Origin of the sequence: Sphingosinithalassobacter tenebrarum, from assembly GCF_011057975.1 — a bacterium.
In the GTDB taxonomy this organism is placed as follows: Bacteria; Pseudomonadota; Alphaproteobacteria; order Sphingomonadales; family Sphingomonadaceae; genus Sphingomonas; species Sphingomonas tenebrarum.
The window spans coordinates 898848-917023 of record NZ_CP049109.1; the positions used below are offsets into that span (position 1 = coordinate 898848).

The 18176-nt window shown below is 64.0% G+C and carries 16 protein-coding genes; 8 read left to right on the forward strand and 8 right to left on the reverse strand.

All coding sequences use genetic code 11. The features are described from left to right. Positions 1–10 precede the first annotated feature (10 nt). From G5C33_RS04555 to G5C33_RS04570, 4 genes are all read left to right on the forward strand, one after another. Complete coding sequence (locus tag G5C33_RS04555; protein WP_165326128.1) at positions 11–1300, forward strand: cytochrome b; 1290 nt, start codon at positions 11–13, stop codon at positions 1298–1300. A gap of 15 nt (positions 1301–1315) precedes the next feature. Beyond that, a complete protein-coding gene (locus tag G5C33_RS04560) occupies positions 1316–2170 on the forward strand; it encodes a cytochrome c1 (protein WP_165326129.1) in 855 nt (284 codons plus the stop codon). Positions 2171–2236: 66 nt separating this feature from the next. After that, on the forward strand, positions 2237–2773 hold the full coding sequence (locus G5C33_RS04565; RefSeq protein WP_165326130.1) for an adenine phosphoribosyltransferase: 537 nt from the start codon (positions 2237–2239) through the stop codon (positions 2771–2773). 74 nt (positions 2774–2847) lie between these two features. Then, the gene (locus G5C33_RS04570; protein WP_165326131.1) at positions 2848–3360 is read left to right on the forward strand and encodes a hypothetical protein; all 513 of its coding nucleotides are present in this window, start codon (positions 2848–2850) and stop codon (positions 3358–3360) included. A gap of 72 nt (positions 3361–3432) precedes the next feature. On the opposite strand, the gene G5C33_RS04575 is transcribed toward G5C33_RS04570, so the two are convergent. The 8 genes from G5C33_RS04575 to G5C33_RS04610 all read right to left on the reverse strand — a co-directional run bounded on the left by G5C33_RS04575 (position 3433) and on the right by G5C33_RS04610 (position 11178). Continuing rightward, positions 3433–3900: a MaoC family dehydratase gene (locus tag G5C33_RS04575; RefSeq protein ID WP_165326132.1), complete on the reverse strand. Its 468-nt coding sequence runs from the start codon at positions 3898–3900 to the stop codon at positions 3433–3435. Between the two features lie 45 nt (positions 3901–3945). Continuing rightward, entirely contained in the window at positions 3946–5193 is a 1248-nt protein-coding gene (locus tag G5C33_RS04580) for an alkaline phosphatase family protein (RefSeq protein ID WP_165326133.1), read from the reverse strand. Positions 5194–5277: 84 nt separating this feature from the next. After that, positions 5278–6513: a GGDEF domain-containing protein gene (locus G5C33_RS04585; RefSeq protein ID WP_165326134.1), complete on the reverse strand. Its 1236-nt coding sequence runs from the start codon at positions 6511–6513 to the stop codon at positions 5278–5280. 191 nt (positions 6514–6704) lie between these two features. Then, the gene (gene ychF, locus G5C33_RS04590) at positions 6705–7805 is read right to left on the reverse strand and encodes a redox-regulated ATPase YchF (RefSeq protein WP_165326135.1); all 1101 of its coding nucleotides are present in this window, start codon (positions 7803–7805) and stop codon (positions 6705–6707) included. 78 nt (positions 7806–7883) lie between these two features. Beyond that, positions 7884–8453 carry an aminoacyl-tRNA hydrolase gene (gene pth, locus G5C33_RS04595; protein ID WP_165326136.1) on the reverse strand — a complete coding sequence of 190 codons (570 nt, stop codon included), beginning with the start codon at positions 8451–8453 and terminating at the stop codon, positions 7884–7886. Between the two features lie 80 nt (positions 8454–8533). Next, positions 8534–9178: a 50S ribosomal protein L25/general stress protein Ctc gene (locus tag G5C33_RS04600; RefSeq protein ID WP_165326137.1), complete on the reverse strand. Its 645-nt coding sequence runs from the start codon at positions 9176–9178 to the stop codon at positions 8534–8536. Positions 9179–9297: 119 nt separating this feature from the next. Further along, complete coding sequence (locus tag G5C33_RS04605) at positions 9298–10146, reverse strand: TraB/GumN family protein (protein ID WP_228275190.1); 849 nt, start codon at positions 10144–10146, stop codon at positions 9298–9300. A 39-nt stretch (positions 10147–10185) separates the two neighbouring features. Beyond that, positions 10186–11178, reverse strand: a complete 993-nt coding sequence (locus tag G5C33_RS04610; RefSeq protein WP_165326139.1) for a TraB/GumN family protein — start codon at positions 11176–11178, stop codon at positions 10186–10188. Positions 11179–11394: 216 nt separating this feature from the next. Between G5C33_RS04610 and G5C33_RS04615 the strand changes: the two genes are divergently transcribed. The 4 genes from G5C33_RS04615 (at position 11395) to G5C33_RS04630 (ending at position 18155) form a co-directional block, all read left to right on the forward strand. Beyond that, positions 11395–12261: a glycine--tRNA ligase subunit alpha gene (locus tag G5C33_RS04615; RefSeq protein ID WP_206518690.1), complete on the forward strand. Its 867-nt coding sequence runs from the start codon at positions 11395–11397 to the stop codon at positions 12259–12261. Beyond that, entirely contained in the window at positions 12258–14798 is a 2541-nt protein-coding gene (gene glyS / locus G5C33_RS04620) for a glycine--tRNA ligase subunit beta (protein WP_228275191.1), read from the forward strand. The genes G5C33_RS04615 and glyS overlap by 4 nt, the downstream gene beginning before the upstream one ends. Positions 14799–14925: 127 nt before the next feature. After that, positions 14926–17631: a pyruvate, phosphate dikinase gene (gene ppdK / locus G5C33_RS04625; protein WP_165326142.1), complete on the forward strand. Its 2706-nt coding sequence runs from the start codon at positions 14926–14928 to the stop codon at positions 17629–17631. Beyond that, positions 17628–18155 (forward strand): hypothetical protein, encoded by a 528-nt coding sequence (locus G5C33_RS04630; protein ID WP_228275192.1) that lies wholly within the window; start codon positions 17628–17630, stop codon positions 18153–18155. Before ppdK ends, G5C33_RS04630 begins: the two co-directional genes overlap by 4 nt. The last annotated feature ends 21 nt before the right edge of the window (positions 18156–18176 follow it).

Here is an 18176-nt window from a genome sequence, read left to right on the forward strand (position 1 = left end):
GTAAGGCGAAATGAGCTTCCCCTGGGCAAAGCAATATGCGCCGAAGCATCCGGTCATGCAGTGGGTCGATGACCGGCTGCCGCTGCCGCGCTTCGTCTACAACGCAGTCGGTGCCGGCTATCCGGTGCCGCGCAACCTCAACTATTTCTGGAATTTCGGCGTCCTTGCCGGTGTCGCGCTGGTCTGCCAGATCGTGACCGGCATCGTGCTGGCCATGCATTTCCATTCCAGTGCGGAAGGCGCCTTCGCGTCGGTGAATGGCACGATCATGCGTGACGTGAACGCCGGCTGGTTCCTGCGCTTTGCCCACGCCAACGGTGCCTCGATGTTCTTCATCGTGGTTTATACGCATATCGCCCGCGGGCTTTATTACGGGTCGTACAAGCCGCCGCGCGAGATGGTGTGGCTGCTTGGTGTGGTCATCTTCCTGCTGCTGATGGCCACCGCGTTCATGGGCTATGTGCTTCCCTGGGGGCAGATGAGCTTCTGGGGTGCGCAGGTGATCACCGGCTTCTTCTCCGCCATTCCGGTGGTCGGCGAATGGATCCGCGTGTGGCTTCTCGGCGGCTATGCGCCGGACGATGCCGCGCTCAACCGCTTCTTCTCGCTCCACTATCTGTTGCCGTTCGTGATCGCTGCGGTCGTGATCCTGCACATCTGGGCGCTGCACATTCCGGGGTCGTCGAACCCGACCGGCGTCGAAGTGAAGGGCGAGCAGGATACGGTGCCCTTCCATCCCTATTACACCGCAAAGGACGGCCTCGGGCTGGTGATCTTCCTGATCGTCTTCTCGCTGCTGATCTTCTTCGCGCCGGACATGCTGGGGCACCCGGACAACTATATCGAGGCGAACCCGCTTTCGACTCCGGCGCACATCGTGCCCGAATGGTATTTCCTGCCCTTCTACGCGATCCTGAAGTCGTTCACCTTCGACTTCATCATCCCGGCGAAGCTGTGGGGCGTGCTGGCGATGTTCGGGTCGATCCTGCTGATGTTCTTCCTGCCCTGGCTCGACAAGTCGCCGGTGCGGTCGGCCAACTATCGTCCGATGTATCGCATCTGTTTCTGGATCCTGATCCTCGACGTGTTCGTGCTGGGCTATGTCGGCGGGGCCGAGCCGATCCCGGGCAACGTGATCCTCGGCCAGATCGCATCCATCTATTATTTCGCGCACTTCCTGATCATCGTGCCGATCATCTCGCGGCTCGAGCGACCCAAGCCGCTGCCCAACTCGATCACCGAAGCGGTGCTCAAGGGCGAAAGCGGTTCGTCCATCAGTGAAACCGCGGTCAGCGCGTAAGGGGGAATAGGTCCAATGTCTGCGCTGTTCGTAAAGTCGATCAAGTTTCTGATCGGTATCGCCTTTGTCGTCGCCCTGCTGCTGGCGCTGTACAGCACCGTCAGCGGCCTCATCTCGGATCCGCCCGCGGAAACCGCCGAGCATGAATTCCACGAACACCCCCGCGATGCGGAGCTGTCGTCGGCCGGCCTGTTCGGCACTTTCGACGAGCAACAGCTCCAGCGCGGCTTCCTGGTCTTCGAAAAGGTCTGCGCGGCCTGCCACTCGCTGAAGTATGCTTCGTTCCGCGAGCTGGAGGGCATCGGTTACTCCGAAGCCCAGGTGAAGGCGATCGCCGAGAACTGGCCGATCCCGCAGCCGACGATCAATCGCGACACCGGCGAAGCCACGACCCGGCCGAACATGGCTTCGGATCGCTTTCCGCTGCCTTTCGCGAACAACGTCGCCGCGGCCGCCGCGAACAACAATGCCGTGCCGCCCGATCTGACCTATATGGCCAAGGCGCGGCATGACGGGCCCAACTACGTCTATTCGCTGCTGACCGGCTATCAGGAGCAACCGGCCGAATTGCTCGAGCATTTCCCGGCCGCCAAGACTCCCTCCGGGCTCCACTACAATCCCTATTTTGCCAACCTCAACCTGGCGATGCCGAAGCCGCTGACACAGGAAGGGCAGGTCGAATATCTCGACGGGACGCGCCCGACGGTCGACCAGATGGCGAAGGATGTCTCGGCGTTCCTCGCCTGGACCGCCGAACCGACGCTTGAAAACCGTCATGCCGCCGGTTTCGCGACGATCCTGTTCCTGATCGCGCTCGGTATCCTGACCTTTGGTGCCTATCGCTCGGTCTGGGCGGGCGTTAAGCACTGATCCCGAACGGGGCCGTCCGCCGGTGCGGGCGGCCCCTTCTTCGTTTGCGACAGCCTGGAGCGCGTCTTGTCCGACAATGACGATATCCGTTCGCGCATTCGCACGATCCCCGATTTTCCCAAGCCGGGCATCATGTTTCGCGACATTACGACGCTGCTGCTTGACCCCGAAGGCCTGCGGCTGACGATCGACCGGATGGCGGAGAAGGTCGCCGGCGATATCGATCTGGTCGCCGGCATCGACGCCCGCGGCTTCCTGTTCGCGGCACCGCTTGCGATCAAGCTCGGCACCGGCGTGCTGCTGGTGCGCAAGGACGGCAAGCTGCCCGGCGCGACCATCGCCGAAGAATACGCGCTCGAATACGGCACCGACCGGATCGCGATTCACGCCGATGCCTGTGCGCCCGGCGCGCATGTGCTGCTCGTTGATGATCTGATCGCCACCGGCGGAACCGCGCGCGCCGCGGTTCGGCTGCTGCGCAAGGCGGGGGCGACAGTTACCCAGGCGGGATTCGTCGTCGACTTGCCCGAGCTGGGCGGTGCGGACGCGCTGCGCGGCGACGGCGTCGATGCCTTTGCCTTGACGGCATTCGAAGGCCACTGATCGGGGGCCTGGCCGGCATCGCGGAACTGCCTGCTCCGGTTACGGGTTGGTTAGCCAGATCCGAGGGAGCGAAGATGCGTATTCTTGCAAAGCCGATGCTGGCCGCCGCGACCATCGCCGTTGCCGGCGCACTCGCCAGCTGCACCGATGGCTATGGCTATTCCGGCGTTTCGGTGGGGTACAGCAATGCCTCGCCATATTATTATGGCGATGGCGGCTATTATGACGGTGGCTATGGGTCGCCCTATTGGGGCTGGTACGGCGATTACTATTATCCCGGCACGGGCGTCTATGTCTACGACACGCAGCGTCGCCGCTACCGCTGGAACCGCGCCCAGCGGGAATATTGGGAGCGCCGCAGCCGGGCATGGAGTGGCGAGCGTCGCCCCGACAACTGGCGGGATTTCCGCCGGGACGGTCGTCGCGGCGACGGCTATCGCGATGGCCGCAGGGGCTGGGATGACCGCTATCGCGGTGATGGACGCCGCGGCGATGACCGGTATCGCGGGGACCGGCGGCGTGGGGATGATCGGTATCGTGGTGATCGTCGGCACGACAATGATCGGGAACGCCGCCGCCCGCAATAGCCCGGCCGGTTGTGAAATGGCGTCTCTGCGCCTCCTTGCGGCAGGGGCTCCTTGCGACAGGATCGGGGGCCGCTACTGGCCCTCGGTGTGATCGGCGGCGGGGCGACAGCGGATGAGCGTTGCCGCAATCATGCGCAACACCGGCTCGCCCTTCTGATTATAGGTCGTGACCTGCGTCCGCAGGCTGCCGATTCCCGGCCGCCGCACCGATGCGCGCTTGTCGAGTACCTGCGTGTCCACTCGCAGGACGTCGCCGGGATAGACCGGCTTCAGCCAGCGCAGTTCGTCTATACCGGCTGCGCCCAGCGCTGCCTGCGGGCGCTCCTTGCCGCGCGCGACGATCATCGCCATCGTCATCGAGCAGCTATGCCAGCCGCTGGCGGCGATCCGCCCGAAATGGGTCTGCGCGGCGGCCTCGTCCGACAGGTGAAAGGGCTGTGGGTCGTAGCGCCGCGCGAATTCGATCACTTCCTCGCGCGTCACTTCATAGCGACCGAAGGCGTCGGCTTCCCCGACTTCGATATCCTCGAAATAAAGCATGCCGCGGCTTTCGAACGAAAATCGATACGGCGCAAGGCCCGCGCGTCACTCCGCCAGCGCGTCCACGACGGGCGCCAGGCTGCCGTCGATCTCCCCGTCATGCTGTGGCAGGCCGATCAGCCTGCGCAGCAACGGCTCGACATCGACATTGTCGAAAGGCTGGAGCGTCACGCCCCGGGCAATATCGGGCCCGTTTGCGACAAAGACGGCCAGCATCTCGGGAGCGTCGCTATCATAGCCGTGCGTGCCGCCCTGGATCGGCCATTCGGGATTGGGCGGTCCGTTAAGGATCGTCCATCCCGTGTCGGCGAGGCAGAAGATCGGCGGGATGCGCGGATTCGTGCCGTAGTGCAGGCGTGCGGGAATATTCTCCCGCTCCCAGCAGGTCATGCCGGGATGCTCCCCTAGCAGCGCATCCCTGACCTCGGCTTCGTGCCCTTCAACGGGGGCCAGTCCGGCAAAGGCCCCGGTTTCGACCACGGATACCGTTTGGGGGTCTACATAGTCCTGAAGCTGCGCGATTCGATCGGCGGAGATTTCGGCCATCCCGTGATCGGCGACGATCACCAGATTGGCGGGCTGGTGCAGCGTGTCGAGCCCTGCGACCAGCCGGCCGATCAGCGCATCGACGTCCGACACGGCAGCTTCCAGCTCCGGTGCGTCGGGGCCGAACCGGTGCCCGGCCGTGTCCACGGTGTCGAAATAGAGCGTCAGCAGGCGCGGGCGGGTTTCCTCCGGGCGCCGCAGCCAATCGATGATGGCGTCCACCCGCTGGCGTCCGGTGATATTCTGGTTGAATTGCTGCCAACTGGACGGCCGGACGTCATCCAGCTTCACGTTGGACCCGGGCCAGAACATCGTTGCCGTCGGGATCCCGGCCTTTTCCGCGGCCACCCAGATCGGCTCGGCCGCGTCCCAATAGAAAGGATCATCGGTCGCCATCGTGAAGCGGTAGTCAGGCCTTTCGGGGTCATAGAAGCTGTTCGAAACGATGCCGTGATGGTCCGGGCGCATGCCGGTGACCAGCGTATAGTGATTGGGGAAGGTTTTGCTGGGAAAGGACGGGCGCATCGCCGCGACCGCGCCGTCACGCGCCAGCGCGGACATGACCGGCGTGATCCCGCGATCGAGATAGTCGCGACGGAAGCCGTCGATCGAAATCAGAATGGTGACCGGCTCGCGCGTTTGCGCCACAGAAGAAGCGCTGGATGCCGGCGTCTGGGCCGGGGGCGTGACACAGGCCTGCAGCGTTGCGGCGAGCGCCGCGGCGAAGAGCTTCGAATACCAACGCATGCCGCGCCCATGCCAGAAGCATGTGACGCTTGGGAGTCATTTGCGCCACGTCGGGGCGAAAACTTCGCTGGCGACGCAATCGCGTCACGCCACCTGTCGTGCGAGAATCGCGCGGCCCCGGCCGCTCGCCTTGGCCTGATAGAGTGCGTGATCGGCCTGCGCGCATACCGCATCCAGATCGTCGCCCGGCATGGCGCGTGCCGATCCGATGCTGAGCCCGATCGAGACTGCTTCGCTCCCGATCGCGAAGGGGCGTGAAATCGCCGCCACCATCTTGCTGCTCAGCGCATTGACCTCGCTTGCTTCGGAACCGCTGCATTGGAGTACGATAAACTCGTCTCCGCCGACGCGAGCGAGCAAGTCCCTGTCGCCCAGCAGGGCCTGCAGGCGCACGGCCACTTCGCGGAGCAACCGATCGCCCGCCGAATGGCCGTAGCGATCATTGACCGGCTTGAACCGGTCGAGGTCGAGACAGTGCACGATCACCAGTCCCGGTTCGGCAATGGCCTTCTCGTAACCGTCCTGCAGGGCCAGCCGGTTGCTGACGCCGGTCAGCGGGTCGCGACGTGCGAGTTTGAAGTAGTTCCGCCGTGTGACCAGATGCTCGATCGTCACGCGTTCCATTTCCGTGGCGGTCAGAAATCCGCCGACGACGAACACCGCGATCAGCGCGATCACTCCGAAATCGGCACTGGTTCCTGCAACCGCCGTTCCGGGGAGACTGATCACCAGCATCGCCGTCATGGCGGGGATCAGCATGAAAATCAGCGATGCTTTCGTCGTATGCGCGCGAAACCCGCTACGCGACACGAGTCCAGTGCCGTAGCCGAGACAGAGACCATAGCCGAGCATCCGTGTGGAAGGCTCAGGCGTGAGAATGGCGGTGGCGCTGATCACACCGATCGATGCTCCGAAAAGCGCGCTCATCGTAGCGAAAACAAGGTCACATCGGCGCACTTCTTCGAAGCTGCGCCTCGTCGTTCCGCCACGATTATACCAGGCCAGATGCAGCAGTCGCAGCACGCCGAGCACGGTCGCGACCAGCGTGGCGGCCAGCCCGACGGATGAATTGTCATGCAGATAGATCATGCTGCCGCAGACCACCACCACAGCCGAGATGATTACGATCGGTGACCGTTGCGCGAAGATCATGTCGACCAGCTCGCGATATACGTCGGACGGCACGCGATTGGTGATATCGCCGACAAGCAGCCTATGCGCTGAACGCAACAGGGGCATCCTTATCTCTCCTTGGATCAGGAAGTGCCGCATGTCGGTTAACATGAGATTGAAGCGCGCCTCGTGGGAAGCCGCTGCCATGACGCGCTTTCGCGCCCCGCCGGGAGGATGTCGACCGACCCCGACGCCCCCCCCCGTCGAGGGGAAGGCCGCGTGCCGGCACAACGCTGCCCTGTATCGCTCAGCGTGCCCGGATGGTCGTCACAAGCATTGCCGAGGCACGCGGAACGGTCGCACGCCGCCGCGATGTCGCCGACGGTGATCGCCGGTTCTTATACGTTGAACTTGAACAGCATCACGTCGCCGTCATGGACGACATATTCCTTGCCTTCCTGGCGCAACTTTCCCGCGTCGCGCGCGCCGGCTTCACCGCCACAAGCGATGTAATCGTCGAAGGCGATGGTTTCGGCACGGATGAAGCCGCGTTCGAAATCTGTGTGGATTTCGCCGGCTGCCTGCGGCGCCTTGCTGCCCGCCTCGACGGTCCAGGCGCGGGCTTCTTTCGGGCCGACAGTGAAGAAGGTCAGCAGGTTGAGCAGCTTGTATCCGGCCCGGATTACGCGGGCGAGACCGGTTTCCTCCAGCCCCAGTTCTTCGAGAAACTCGCCGCGCTCCTCGGGCGGCATCGTCGCGATTTCGGCTTCGATCGCGGCGGAGACGACAACGGCTTCGGCGCCCTCGGCCTTGGCCTTCTCGAAGACCTTCGCGGAATATGCGTTGCCGTTTGCCGCGTCTTCCTCATTGACGTTGCAGACATAGAGGACCGGCTTGCCGGTCAGCAGCTGCGCCTGTTCGAATGCGCGCGCTTCCTCATGGTCGGCGACTTCGGTCAGCCGCGCGGGCTTGCCTTCGCGCAGCAAGTCGAGCGCCTTGCCGAGCACGGCAGCCTGGATCTTCGCCTCCTTGTCGCCCTGCTGCGCCTTCTTGACCAGATTGGGCACGCGCTTTTCGAGGCTTTCGAGATCGGCGAGCATCAGTTCGGTCTCGACCGTTTCGGCATCGGCGATCGGATCGACGTGATTGTCGACATGCTGGATGTCGTCATTTTCGAAACAGCGCAGCACGTGGACGACCGCGTCGACTTCGCGGATATTGCCGAGGAACTGGTTGCCCAGACCCTCGCCCTTACTGGCGCCGCGCACCAGCCCGGCAATGTCGACGAACGCCAGCTGGGTTTCGATCTTCTTTTGCGAACCTGCGATTTCCGACAGCTTGTCGAGCCGCGGATCGGGAACGGCGACGTTCCCGACATTGGGCTCGATCGTGCAGAAGGGATAATTCGCCGCCTGCGCCGCGGCGGTTTCGGTGAGCGCGTTGAAGAGCGTCGATTTGCCGACGTTCGGCAGGCCGACAATGCCGCAGCGGAAACCCATGATGACGATCCGAACTATGAGGAAAGGCGCCCCGATAGGCGGTCGGCGCCCGAAATGCCAGTATTACGAAAAAGCGCGTTACGGTTGCATGCGCAGCGCGACGTCGCTCATGAACCGCGCGTCGTCGCCTTCGGCCAGCCAAGGCGCTTCGGCGGCAATCGCGCCGAGCATGTCGGACAGGTCCTCGATCTCCGCCTTGGCATAGTTGCCAAGAACATAGCCGGTGACGCGGTCCTTGTGACCCGGATGGCCGATGCCGATCCGCACGCGACGGAAATCGGGGCCGATATGCTTGTCGGTGGAGCGCAGGCCGTTATGCCCCGCCGTCCCGCCGCCAATCTTCACCTTCACCTTGAACGGAGCAAGGTCGAGTTCATCGTGGAAGACCGTGACGTCGCCGGGCTCCAGCTTGTAGAAATCGAGCGCGGCGCGAACCGCGCGACCGCTTTCGTTCATGAAGGTGGCGGGTTTGAGCAGCAGCAGTTTCTCGGTGCCGATGCGCCCTTCGCGTACCCAGCCCTGAAACTGTTTTTTCGCCGGGGAGAAGCCATGCACTTCGGCAATGGCGTCCAGCGCCATGAAGCCGACATTGTGGCGATGCATCGCATATTGCGGCCCGGGATTGCCGAGCCCCACCCAGAGTTGCATGTCACTTTTCCCCAAACGCAAGCCGCCCCCGCACCGGGGTGCGGAGGCGGCCTATCGAACGATCGCGTCCGACGAAAGCCTTACTCGGCTTCGCCTTCGCCTTCTTCGGCGCCTTCTTCATCGCCCTGGGTCGTGTCGCCTTCGCTCGACTTGAGCGCCGACGGAGCGACGATGGTGGCGATGGTGAAATCGCGATCGGTGATCGTCGGTTCGGCGCCCTCGGGCAGCGACACGTGCGAGATGTGGATCGAATCGCCGACTTCGAGGCCCTTGAGCGAGATTTCGATCTGATCGGGGATGTTCGCCGCATCGACCGCGAGTTCGAGCTCGTGGCGGACCATGTTGAGCACGCCGCCGCGCTTCAGACCCGGCGAGGCTTCCTCGTCGACAAAGACGACCGGGATGGCGACTTCGACCTTGGCATGCTCGGAGATGCGCAGGAAATCGACATGCACCGGACGATCGGTGACGACGTCGAACGCCACATCCTTGGGCAGGGTGCGGATCGCCTTCTTGTCGGCGCCTTCGATCATGACGACCGAGTTCATCAGATGGCCCGTCATGATCAGCTTCATCAACGCCTTTTCCTCGACGTGGATGCTGACGGGGTCCTGCTTGTTGCCGTAAATGACGGCGGGTACTCGGCCTTCGCGACGAAGCGCCCGGGAGGCTCCCTTGCCAACCCGGTCGCGCGTCTCGGCCGACAGCGTAAGCTGATCGCTCATTTGCTAGTCTCCGAATGCGCTTGATTGCGTGTTCAATTCCACCGGACGGGCCTCCAGGGATGTCCCCGCGCCGGCAAGCGCGCGCCTATAGGGCACGGGCGTTGAAAGGGCAAGCGGGATCAGTATGCGACGCGATGTGTTTCCAGGCCCCGCCGCGCCAACATGGCCTGCACGCTCGTTTCGCCGGCCAGATGGCCCGCGCCGACGGCCACGAATATCGTGCCCGGCCGTTCCATCCGCGCCGCGATCCATTGCGCCCAGCGGGCGTTGCGTTCGACCAGAAGCGTGCGGACCAGCTCGGGCGAATCGGAGACATCAGCGTTGATGAGATCGGCCAGCGCCTTCGTGTCGCCGGCGCTCCATGCTTCGACGATCCGCGCCAGCATTGCTTCGGTATCGCTCTGCTCGTCGAGCGTGGCGGCGAGCAGCGCCTGTTGCGCCTGCATCGAAAGCCCGTCGAAATAGCCGAGCTGTTCGCGCGGGGTTTCAAGACCGCGAATCTGCTTGCCCGATTGCCGCGCGGCCTCGCGCAACACTTGTTCCGCTCCGTCGGCCCGCGCATAGCCGAGCCGGGAAACTTCGAGTGACGCCAGCGTCGTCGCGGCAAGCCAGGGGTCCATCGCATCGAACCGGCCCGGCGAAATACCCTCGTCCGCCAGCGCCTTTTCGAGCTTTCGCGCCATTGCCGGGGAAAGGCGTTCGCGCAGCGGCGGCGCGGCGGCATCGGTGCCCAGTTCACGCACCAGCGCCTGCATCGTCGCATCGTCGGGGACGATGGTTTCGAGCGTCAACGTGTCGCTTGCATCGAAAGCCTCGCGCACGCCCTCATCGAACCAGCTCAGTCCGGGTTTTAGAACGTGGATCGTCCCGAACAGATAGATTGTCGTGTCTTCGTCCTGCACGATCCATAGCGCCGGATCGGCATCCCGGTTCCGTTGCGGCGCGGGGCGGCAGGCCGCGGCGAGCAACAGCAGCCCACAGAGGAAGAATCGTAGTGGTGGCATGGCCTATTGCACGCGCTCGACCGTGATCCCGCGCGCTTCGAGCAGCTCGATCACCGACCCCCGGCCGACGAAATGGCTGGCGCCGGCGGCAAAGAGGATGACCCCGCTGCTTTCGTCGAGCCGCTGGATAAGGTCCTCGGTCCAGGCGAGGTTGCGATCATCGAGCAGCGGCGTTGCCAGTGCGAAGGACTGATCGAGTCCGTCCGACTGGATGATAAGGGGAGAATCGGGGCCCACTTCCCCGCGGGCCCAGGCATGGGCAGGCATTTCGAGCGTCGCAAGGGGCTGCACAGGGGCAGCCAGCGCAGCCTCGAGCATCCTGCGCTGTGCCCGTTCCGAGACGCCATTGAGATTGACGACCACCTGCTGGCTGTCCTCGATCGCTGCAACGGGTCGGCCGACCGCATTGAAATGGCGCTCAAGCCAGTCGTCGGCGCCCAATGTCTCGATTTCCCCGGATTCCATGTCGCGAAGCGTGCCGATGCCGATCGCCGCGAGCCAGGTCGGCATCGCGTCGAGCCGCGCGACCATCTCGTCGGGCAGCGATCGCTGCAGGGCCGCGAGCTGCCCTCGATAGCGATGCGAGACTCGGTCGAGCAGCGGCGGCAGATCGCTGCCGTCCCGCGTCGCGCCCTGAGCGAAATCCACCTCCGCATTCTCGTCGGCCAGTGATTCGAGCAGCAGCAGATCGGCCTGCGCGATCACTGCTTCCAGCTCGGGATTGCGCCAGCGAAAGCCATAGGGAAGGCTGTGGATCGTCCCGAACAGATAGATGGTCGTATCGGCATCGGCGATTTTCCAGATCGCCGGGCGCGGCACATAATCCTGGGTCTTGCGGACCCGGAGGACTTCGGCGCGGATCGCCTCGTCCATCGCCGCTTCCTCGGGCGGCACCACCGCTTCGCCGCCCAGTGCGAGCCGCTGGTCGGCCGGATAGCCCGCATAGGGAATGCGCAGCGATAATTGCTGCGCCGATGCCGGCGATGCAAGCGACAAGAGGGCCGGAAGCGCCGCCAGAGCCAGGACTGCGCCCCGCAGCGCCGAAGAGATGATTCCCCGCATGGACGTCAATGGGCACCAGAAGCGCGCATCCTGTCAACGACGCTGGCATTGACCCCCCCTGCCGCCTGCGCCAAAGCGGGGCGATTTTCGACCACCCGTAGTTGCGAAGCCACAATCTTGTCTGATCCGGCCCCCCTCAGCTTCCAGCGCATGATCCTGAAGCTCCATGATTATTGGAGCGAACGCGGCTGCGCGATCCTGCAACCCTATGACATGCGCATGGGCGCGGGTACGTTTCACCCCGCCACGACGCTTCGTTCGCTCGGCCCCGAGCCTTGGAAAGCGGCCTATGTCCAGCCGAGCCGCCGCCCGACCGACGGGCGCTATGGCGAAAACCCCAACCGGCTGCAGCATTATTACCAGTATCAGGTGATATTGAAGCCCAGCCCGCCCGACCTGCAGGAACTCTATCTCGGCAGCCTCGCCGCGATCGGCATCGATTTCACCAAACACGATATCCGCTTTGTCGAGGATGACTGGGAATCTCCGACGCTCGGCGCCTGGGGCCTCGGTTGGGAAGTGTGGTGCGACGGGATGGAAGTGACGCAGTTCACTTATTTCCAGCAAATGGGCGGCTTCGACTGCAAGCCGGTTTCGGGCGAACTGACCTACGGGCTCGAACGGCTGGCCATGTATATCCAGAATGTCGACCGGGTGTACGATCTGGCGTTCAACGACGAGGGCGTCACCTATGGCGACGTCTTCCTCGAGAACGAGCGGCAGATGTCGAAATGGAATTTCGAAGTCGCCGATACCGACGCGCTGTTCGACCTGTTCAAGAAGGCGACTGCGGAATGCGAGAACTGCCTGGCCAATGACGTGCCGCTTGCCGCCTATGAACAGGCGATCGAGGCGAGCCACTATTTCAATCTGCTTCAGGCGCGCGGGGTGATTTCCGTCGCCGAACGCCAGGCCTATATCGGCCGCGTCCGCGATCTGGCGAAAGGCAGCTGCCAGAAGCTGATCGAACTCAAGACGCCCGAATGGGAAGCCAAGTTTCCGGGGTGGTCGCTGTGAGTGATTTCCTTCTAGAAATCCGTTGCGAGGAAATTCCCGCGCGCATGCAGGCCAAGGCGCGCGAGGATCTCGTCAAGCTGCTCGGTGCCGAACTCGAAAAGGCGGGGTTGAAGGCGGGCGAGGCGACCACCTATGCCACGCCGCGGCGGCTGGCGTTGATCCTGCGTGCTCTGCCGGAGGCGACCGAAGCGGTATCCGAGGAGCTGAAGGGCCCGCCCGAAGGCGCACCCGATGCCGCGATCGACGGCTTCTGCCGCAAGGCGGGCCTCACCCGCGATCAGCTCGAACTGCGCGAAGTGAAGGGCCGCAACACCTGGTTCGCGGTGATCGACAAGCCGGGCCGCGCGACCGCCGATGTGCTTGCCGAAGCAATCCCGGCAGTGATCCGCGCCTTCCCCTGGCCCAAATCGATGCGCTGGGGCGATGCGTCGCTTTCGACCGAGAGCCTGCGCTGGGTGCGCCCGCTGCACGGCATCGTCGCGCTGCTTGGTGACGACGTGGTGCCGTTCGAAGTCGCGGGCGTGGCTTCGGGCGCGGCAACGCTCGGCCATCGCTTCCACCATCCGGGCGAAATCACCATCGGATCGGCGGCGGACTATGTCGAGAAGCTGCGCGCCTGCCATGTGATCGTCGATCAGGACGAACGCGCGGCGACGATCGCGCTGGGCGCGAAGATGGCGGCGAAACAGGCCAATCTCGAACTGGTCGAAGACACCGGGCTGCTCGCCGAGAATGCCGGGCTCACTGAATATCCGGTGCCGCTTCTCGGATCGTTCGACCCGCGCCTGCTCGCCGCGCCGCGCGAGATTCTGGAACTCACGCTCAAGGTGAACCAGAAATATTTCTCGGTGCGCGATGCCGAGGGCAATATGGCGCCCAACTTCGTCTGCGTCGCCAATATCGACGCGGCGGACGGCGGTGAGCGGATCGTCGCGGGCAACCGCAAGGTCGCCGAAGCGCGGCTTTCCGACGCGATCTTCTTCTGGGAACAGGACCTCAAGGTGAAGCTTGAGGATCAGGCGAAGAAGCTCGACCGCATCGTCTTCCACGAAAAGCTCGGGACGGTCGCCGACAAGGCGCAGCGCATCGCCAAGCTCGCCCGTTGGCTGGTCGAAGAGGGGATCGTCCATTCCTCCCCGAGCTCGCTCGGGGAGGGGGACCAGCCGCAGGCTGGTGGAGGGGCCCGGAGCGAAGCGGAGGGAAGCGCCGCCGATGTCGTGCAGCACCCCTCCACCACCGGCTCCGCCGGCGGTCCCCCTCCCCGAGACAAGCTCGGGGAGGAATTTGCCGATATGGCGCAGCAGGCCGGCCTGCTCTGCAAGGCCGATCTGGTGACGCAGACGGTCGGCGAATTCCCCGAAGTGCAGGGCATTATCGGCTATGAACTCGCCAAGGCCGAAGGGCTGCCGGTGGAAGTCGCCGAAGCGATCCGCGATCATTACAAGCCGGTCGGGCAGGGCGACGATGTGCCCACTGCGCCGGTGAGTGTTGCCGTGGCGCTGGCGGACAAGCTGGATACGCTGGTGAGTTTCTTCGCGATTGACCAGAAGCCAACTGGATCCAAAGATCCCTTTGCACTTCGTCGAGCAGTGATAAGCGTTGTGACGTTGCTTCATGCCAATAAACTTCGATTGGCGATGTGTGATATAATCTCTGAGCTTTACGATTTGATTTCCGATCAAATATCAAAAGGTCCTGATCGAATTAATATTCGGTATTCTGAGGGTGAGGTTCACGCGAACTACGGAAATATAGATACTCCGCGATTTATATTTAGGAAGTTGTTCGAAACGTCGACTCCGGGGTCAAGGCTTGGTTTCGATTCTCAGGGACGAGAAACAAAAATACTGAAGGTTGGAGATGATGAAGTCGTTGTATTCGCGGAGCCTATCTACACGTTGACGAGTAAGCGAGAATTGTTTGGTAGTTTGCTCGACTTCTTCGCCGACCGCCTCAAGGTCCAGCAGCGCGAGGCAGGCGTTCGCCACGATCTGATCGACGCGGTGTTCGCGCTGGGTGGGGAGGACGATCTCGTTCGGCTGCTCGCGCGGGTGAAGGCGTTGCAGGCGTTCGTCGAGACCGACGAAGGCGCCAATCTGCTCGCCGGGTACAAGCGCGCGGCGAATATCCTGAAGAAGGAAGGGTGGGGCGAAACCACTCCCCTCCCGCAAGCGGGAGGGGCTGGGGGTGGGCTCCCGGCTTCCTCGGGCGGTGCGGGCGCGGATAGCGCGAGCCCACCCCCGACCCCTCCCGCAAGCGGGAGGGGAGAGTTGGGCTCCCCCCCCGAACCCGCCGAGGCCGCATTGATTGCCGCGCTTGATGAGGCGGAACCGCAAGCGGAAAAAGCCGTTGCGGATGAAGACTTTGAAGGCGCGATGGCCGCACTGGCATCGCTTCGCGCACCGATCGACGCATTCTTCGAGTCCGTGACGGTCAACGACGCCGATCCGGCAAAGCGGGCCGCGCGGCTCGATCTGCTCGCGCGGATGCGCAACGCGGTCCATCGCGTTGCGGATTTTTCGCGGATCGAAGGCTAAGGGCGACAGCAATCGAATCATCGAAAGTTGCGATGAACAACAATAAGTCGGGTTGGCCCGTCTGCGCGCATTCTTGTTGCATCGTACAATGCGCGCTAGAAGAGACGGCACCGAAGGAGGCGGGACTATGACGAGCGCTGCAACGACTGCAAACGATACGACCGACGACGCGCGGTACGTCTATCGATTTGGCGGCGGCGTTTCCGAAGGCGGCACGGGCGACAAGAACCTGCTCGGCGGCAAGGGCGCGAATCTGGCCGAAATGGCCTCGATCGGCCTGCCGGTGCCGCCCGGCTTCACGATCAGCACCGACATGTGCACCCGCTATTACGAAGAAGGCGCGCGCTTCCCCGACAGCCTGCGCGCCGAAGTGGCCGACGGCATCACGCATATCGAGGGGATCACCGGCAAGACGTTCGGCAACGCCGCCGATCCGCTGCTCGTCTCGGTCCGCTCGGGCGCGCGCGTGTCGATGCCGGGGATGATGGACACCGTCCTTAACCTCGGCCTCAACGACGAAACCGTCGCCGGCCTCGCCGCCAAGGCGGAGGACGAGCGTTTCGCCTGGGACAGCTATCGCCGCTTCATCCAGATGTATTGCGACGTCGTGCTCGGCCTCGACCATGGCCGGTTCGAGGAAGCGCTCGAAATCGCCAAGGAAGACCGTGGTTACGATCTCGATACCGAGATGACCGCCAAGGACTGGAAGGCGCTGGTCGACGAATACAAGAAGATCGTGAAGGAGCTTTGGGACAAGCCCTTCCCGCAGGACGTGCATGACCAGCTCTGGGGAGCGATCGGCGCGGTATTCGGTTCGTGGCAGTCCGAGCGTGCCAAGGTCTATCGCCGGCTCAACAGCATTCCGGGCGACTGGGGCACGGCCGTCAACGTTCAGGCGATGGTGTTCGGCAATATGGGTGAGACGTCGGCGACCGGCGTCGCCTTCACTCGCGATCCTTCGACCGGCGAGCGCGCCTATTATGGCGAGTTCCTGATCAACGCGCAGGGCGAGGACGTGGTCGCGGGCATCCGCACGCCGCAATATCTGACGAAGGCCGCGCGCGAGAATGCCGGGGCCAAGGCCGCTTCGATGGAAGAGGCGATGCCCGAAACCTATGCCGAGCTGGTCGCGGTGTTCGACAAGCTCGAGACGCATTATCGCGACATGCAGGACATCGAGTTCACCGTCGAACGCGGCAAGCTGTGGATGCTCCAGACCCGCACCGGCAAGCGGACCGCCAAGGCCGCGCTCAAGATCGCGGTGGAAATGGCGTCGGAAGAGCTGATCACGCAGGAAGAGGCGATCCTGCGCGTCGATCCCTCGGCGCTCGACCAGCTGCTCCATCCGACGCTCGATCCCGAGGCGACGCGCGACGTGCTGACCAAGGGGCTGCCCGCTTCGCCGGGCGCCGCCTCGGGCAAGGTGGTGTTCGACGCCGATACCGCCGAGAAGAAGGCCGCGGCGGGTGAGGAGGTCATCCTGGTCCGCATCGAAACCAGTCCCGAGGACATCCACGGCATGCACGCGGCCAAGGGCATCCTCACGGCGCGCGGCGGGATGACCAGCCACGCCGCCGTGGTGGCGCGCGGCATGGGCCGCGCCTGCGTGTCCGGCGCCGGGTCGCTGGCGATCAAGGCCGCCGACGGCGTGATGAAGGTGGGCTCGCGCGAAGTGAAGGCGGGCGACATCATCACGATCGACGGCAGCACCGGCGAAGTGATGCTCGGCGAAGTGCCGACAGTGAAGCCCGAACTGGCGGGCGATTTCGCCACCTTGATGGAATGGGCCGACAAGGGCCGCCGCTTGAAGGTGCGCACCAACGCCGAAACGCCGAACGATTGCCGCACCGCGCGCGAATTCGGTGCCGAAGGCATCGGCCTGTGCCGTACCGAGCATATGTTCTTCGACGCCGGGCGGATCACTGCCGTTCGCCAGATGATCCTTGCCGAGGACGAGGCCGGGCGCCGCACCGCGCTCGACAAGCTGCTTCCCGAACAGCGCAAGGACTTTGCCGAGATTTTCGAAGTGATGGCGGGGCTGCCCTGCACCATTCGCCTGCTCGATCCGCCGCTGCACGAATTCCTCCCGCATGAGGAAAGCGAATTTGCCGAAGTCGCTGAAGCGGTCGGCTATGAAGTCGACCGGCTGCGTCGCCGGGTGAGCGAACTGCACGAATTCAATCCGATGCTCGGCCATCGCGGCTGTCGTCTCGGCGTCACATACCCCGAAATCTACGAAATGCAGGCACGCGCCATTTTCGAAGCCGCATGCGACGTTGCCGAGGAAAGTGGCGAGGCGCCCATTCCCGAAGTGATGATTCCGCTCGTCGCGACCCGCAAGGAGCTCGAGCTGATGAAGGCGGTGGTCGATAAGGCCGCCGAGGCGGTGTTCGAGGAGAAGGGCCGGACGATCCCCTATCTGGTCGGCACGATGATCGAACTGCCGCGCGCGGCGCTGCGCGCGGGTGCGATCGCCGAAGTCGGCGAATTCTTCAGCTTCGGCACCAACGACCTGACGCAGACCGCGCTGGGCGTGAGCCGCGACGATGCCTCGCGCTTCCTGACGACCTATGTCGACAAGGGGATTTACGCGCGCGATCCGTTCGTCAGCCTCGATGTAGAAGGCGTCGGCGAGCTGATTGAAATCGCCGCCGAGCGCGGCCGGGCGACACGGCCCGACATCAAGCTTGGCATTTGCGGCGAACATGGCGGCGATCCCGCCTCGATCGCCTTCTGTGAAGCGACCGGGCTCGATTACGTCTCCGCCTCGCCCTATCGCGTTCCGATCGCGCGGCTGGCGGCGGCGCAGGCCGCGCTGACCACGGCGAAGTGAGCGCAACGGGTGCGGTGGTGGCAATGGCGTTGCGGCTGACCGCGCGGGATGTGGAATCGCTCGAAGCCTTCGCTGCCGAGCTGGCGGCGGGGCCGACGGCTACGATCGTGCTGCAGCGCCGCTGCGGCGACGTGCCCGTGCGCGCCGATGTCGATCGCGCGCTGACGGTGGCACCGAACGCAGCGCAGCGCGCGCGGCTGGAAGTGGATGCGGATACGCCGGTGATCTATCGCCGCGTCCGCCTGATGTGCGGCGAACGGCTGTTGTCGGTCGCCGAAAACTGGTTCGTTCCCGGCCGACTTGCGCCCGACATGCAAGCCGCGCTTGCCGACAGCGATCGGCCCTATGGCGAAGTGATCGCGCCGTTGGCGCCGCGCCGCGTTCCGCTGCGCACCGTGCGGCTGTGGGACGGGCAGGGCAATGTGCCTGACGCCGTGCTTCAGATCGATGCGCTGGTCCAGGCCGGAGACGGCCGCGCGCTGGCGCTGGTCAGCGAAACCTATCAGCGCGGCGTACTGGCCTGAAGCTTTCCGTCGCGCCGGTGC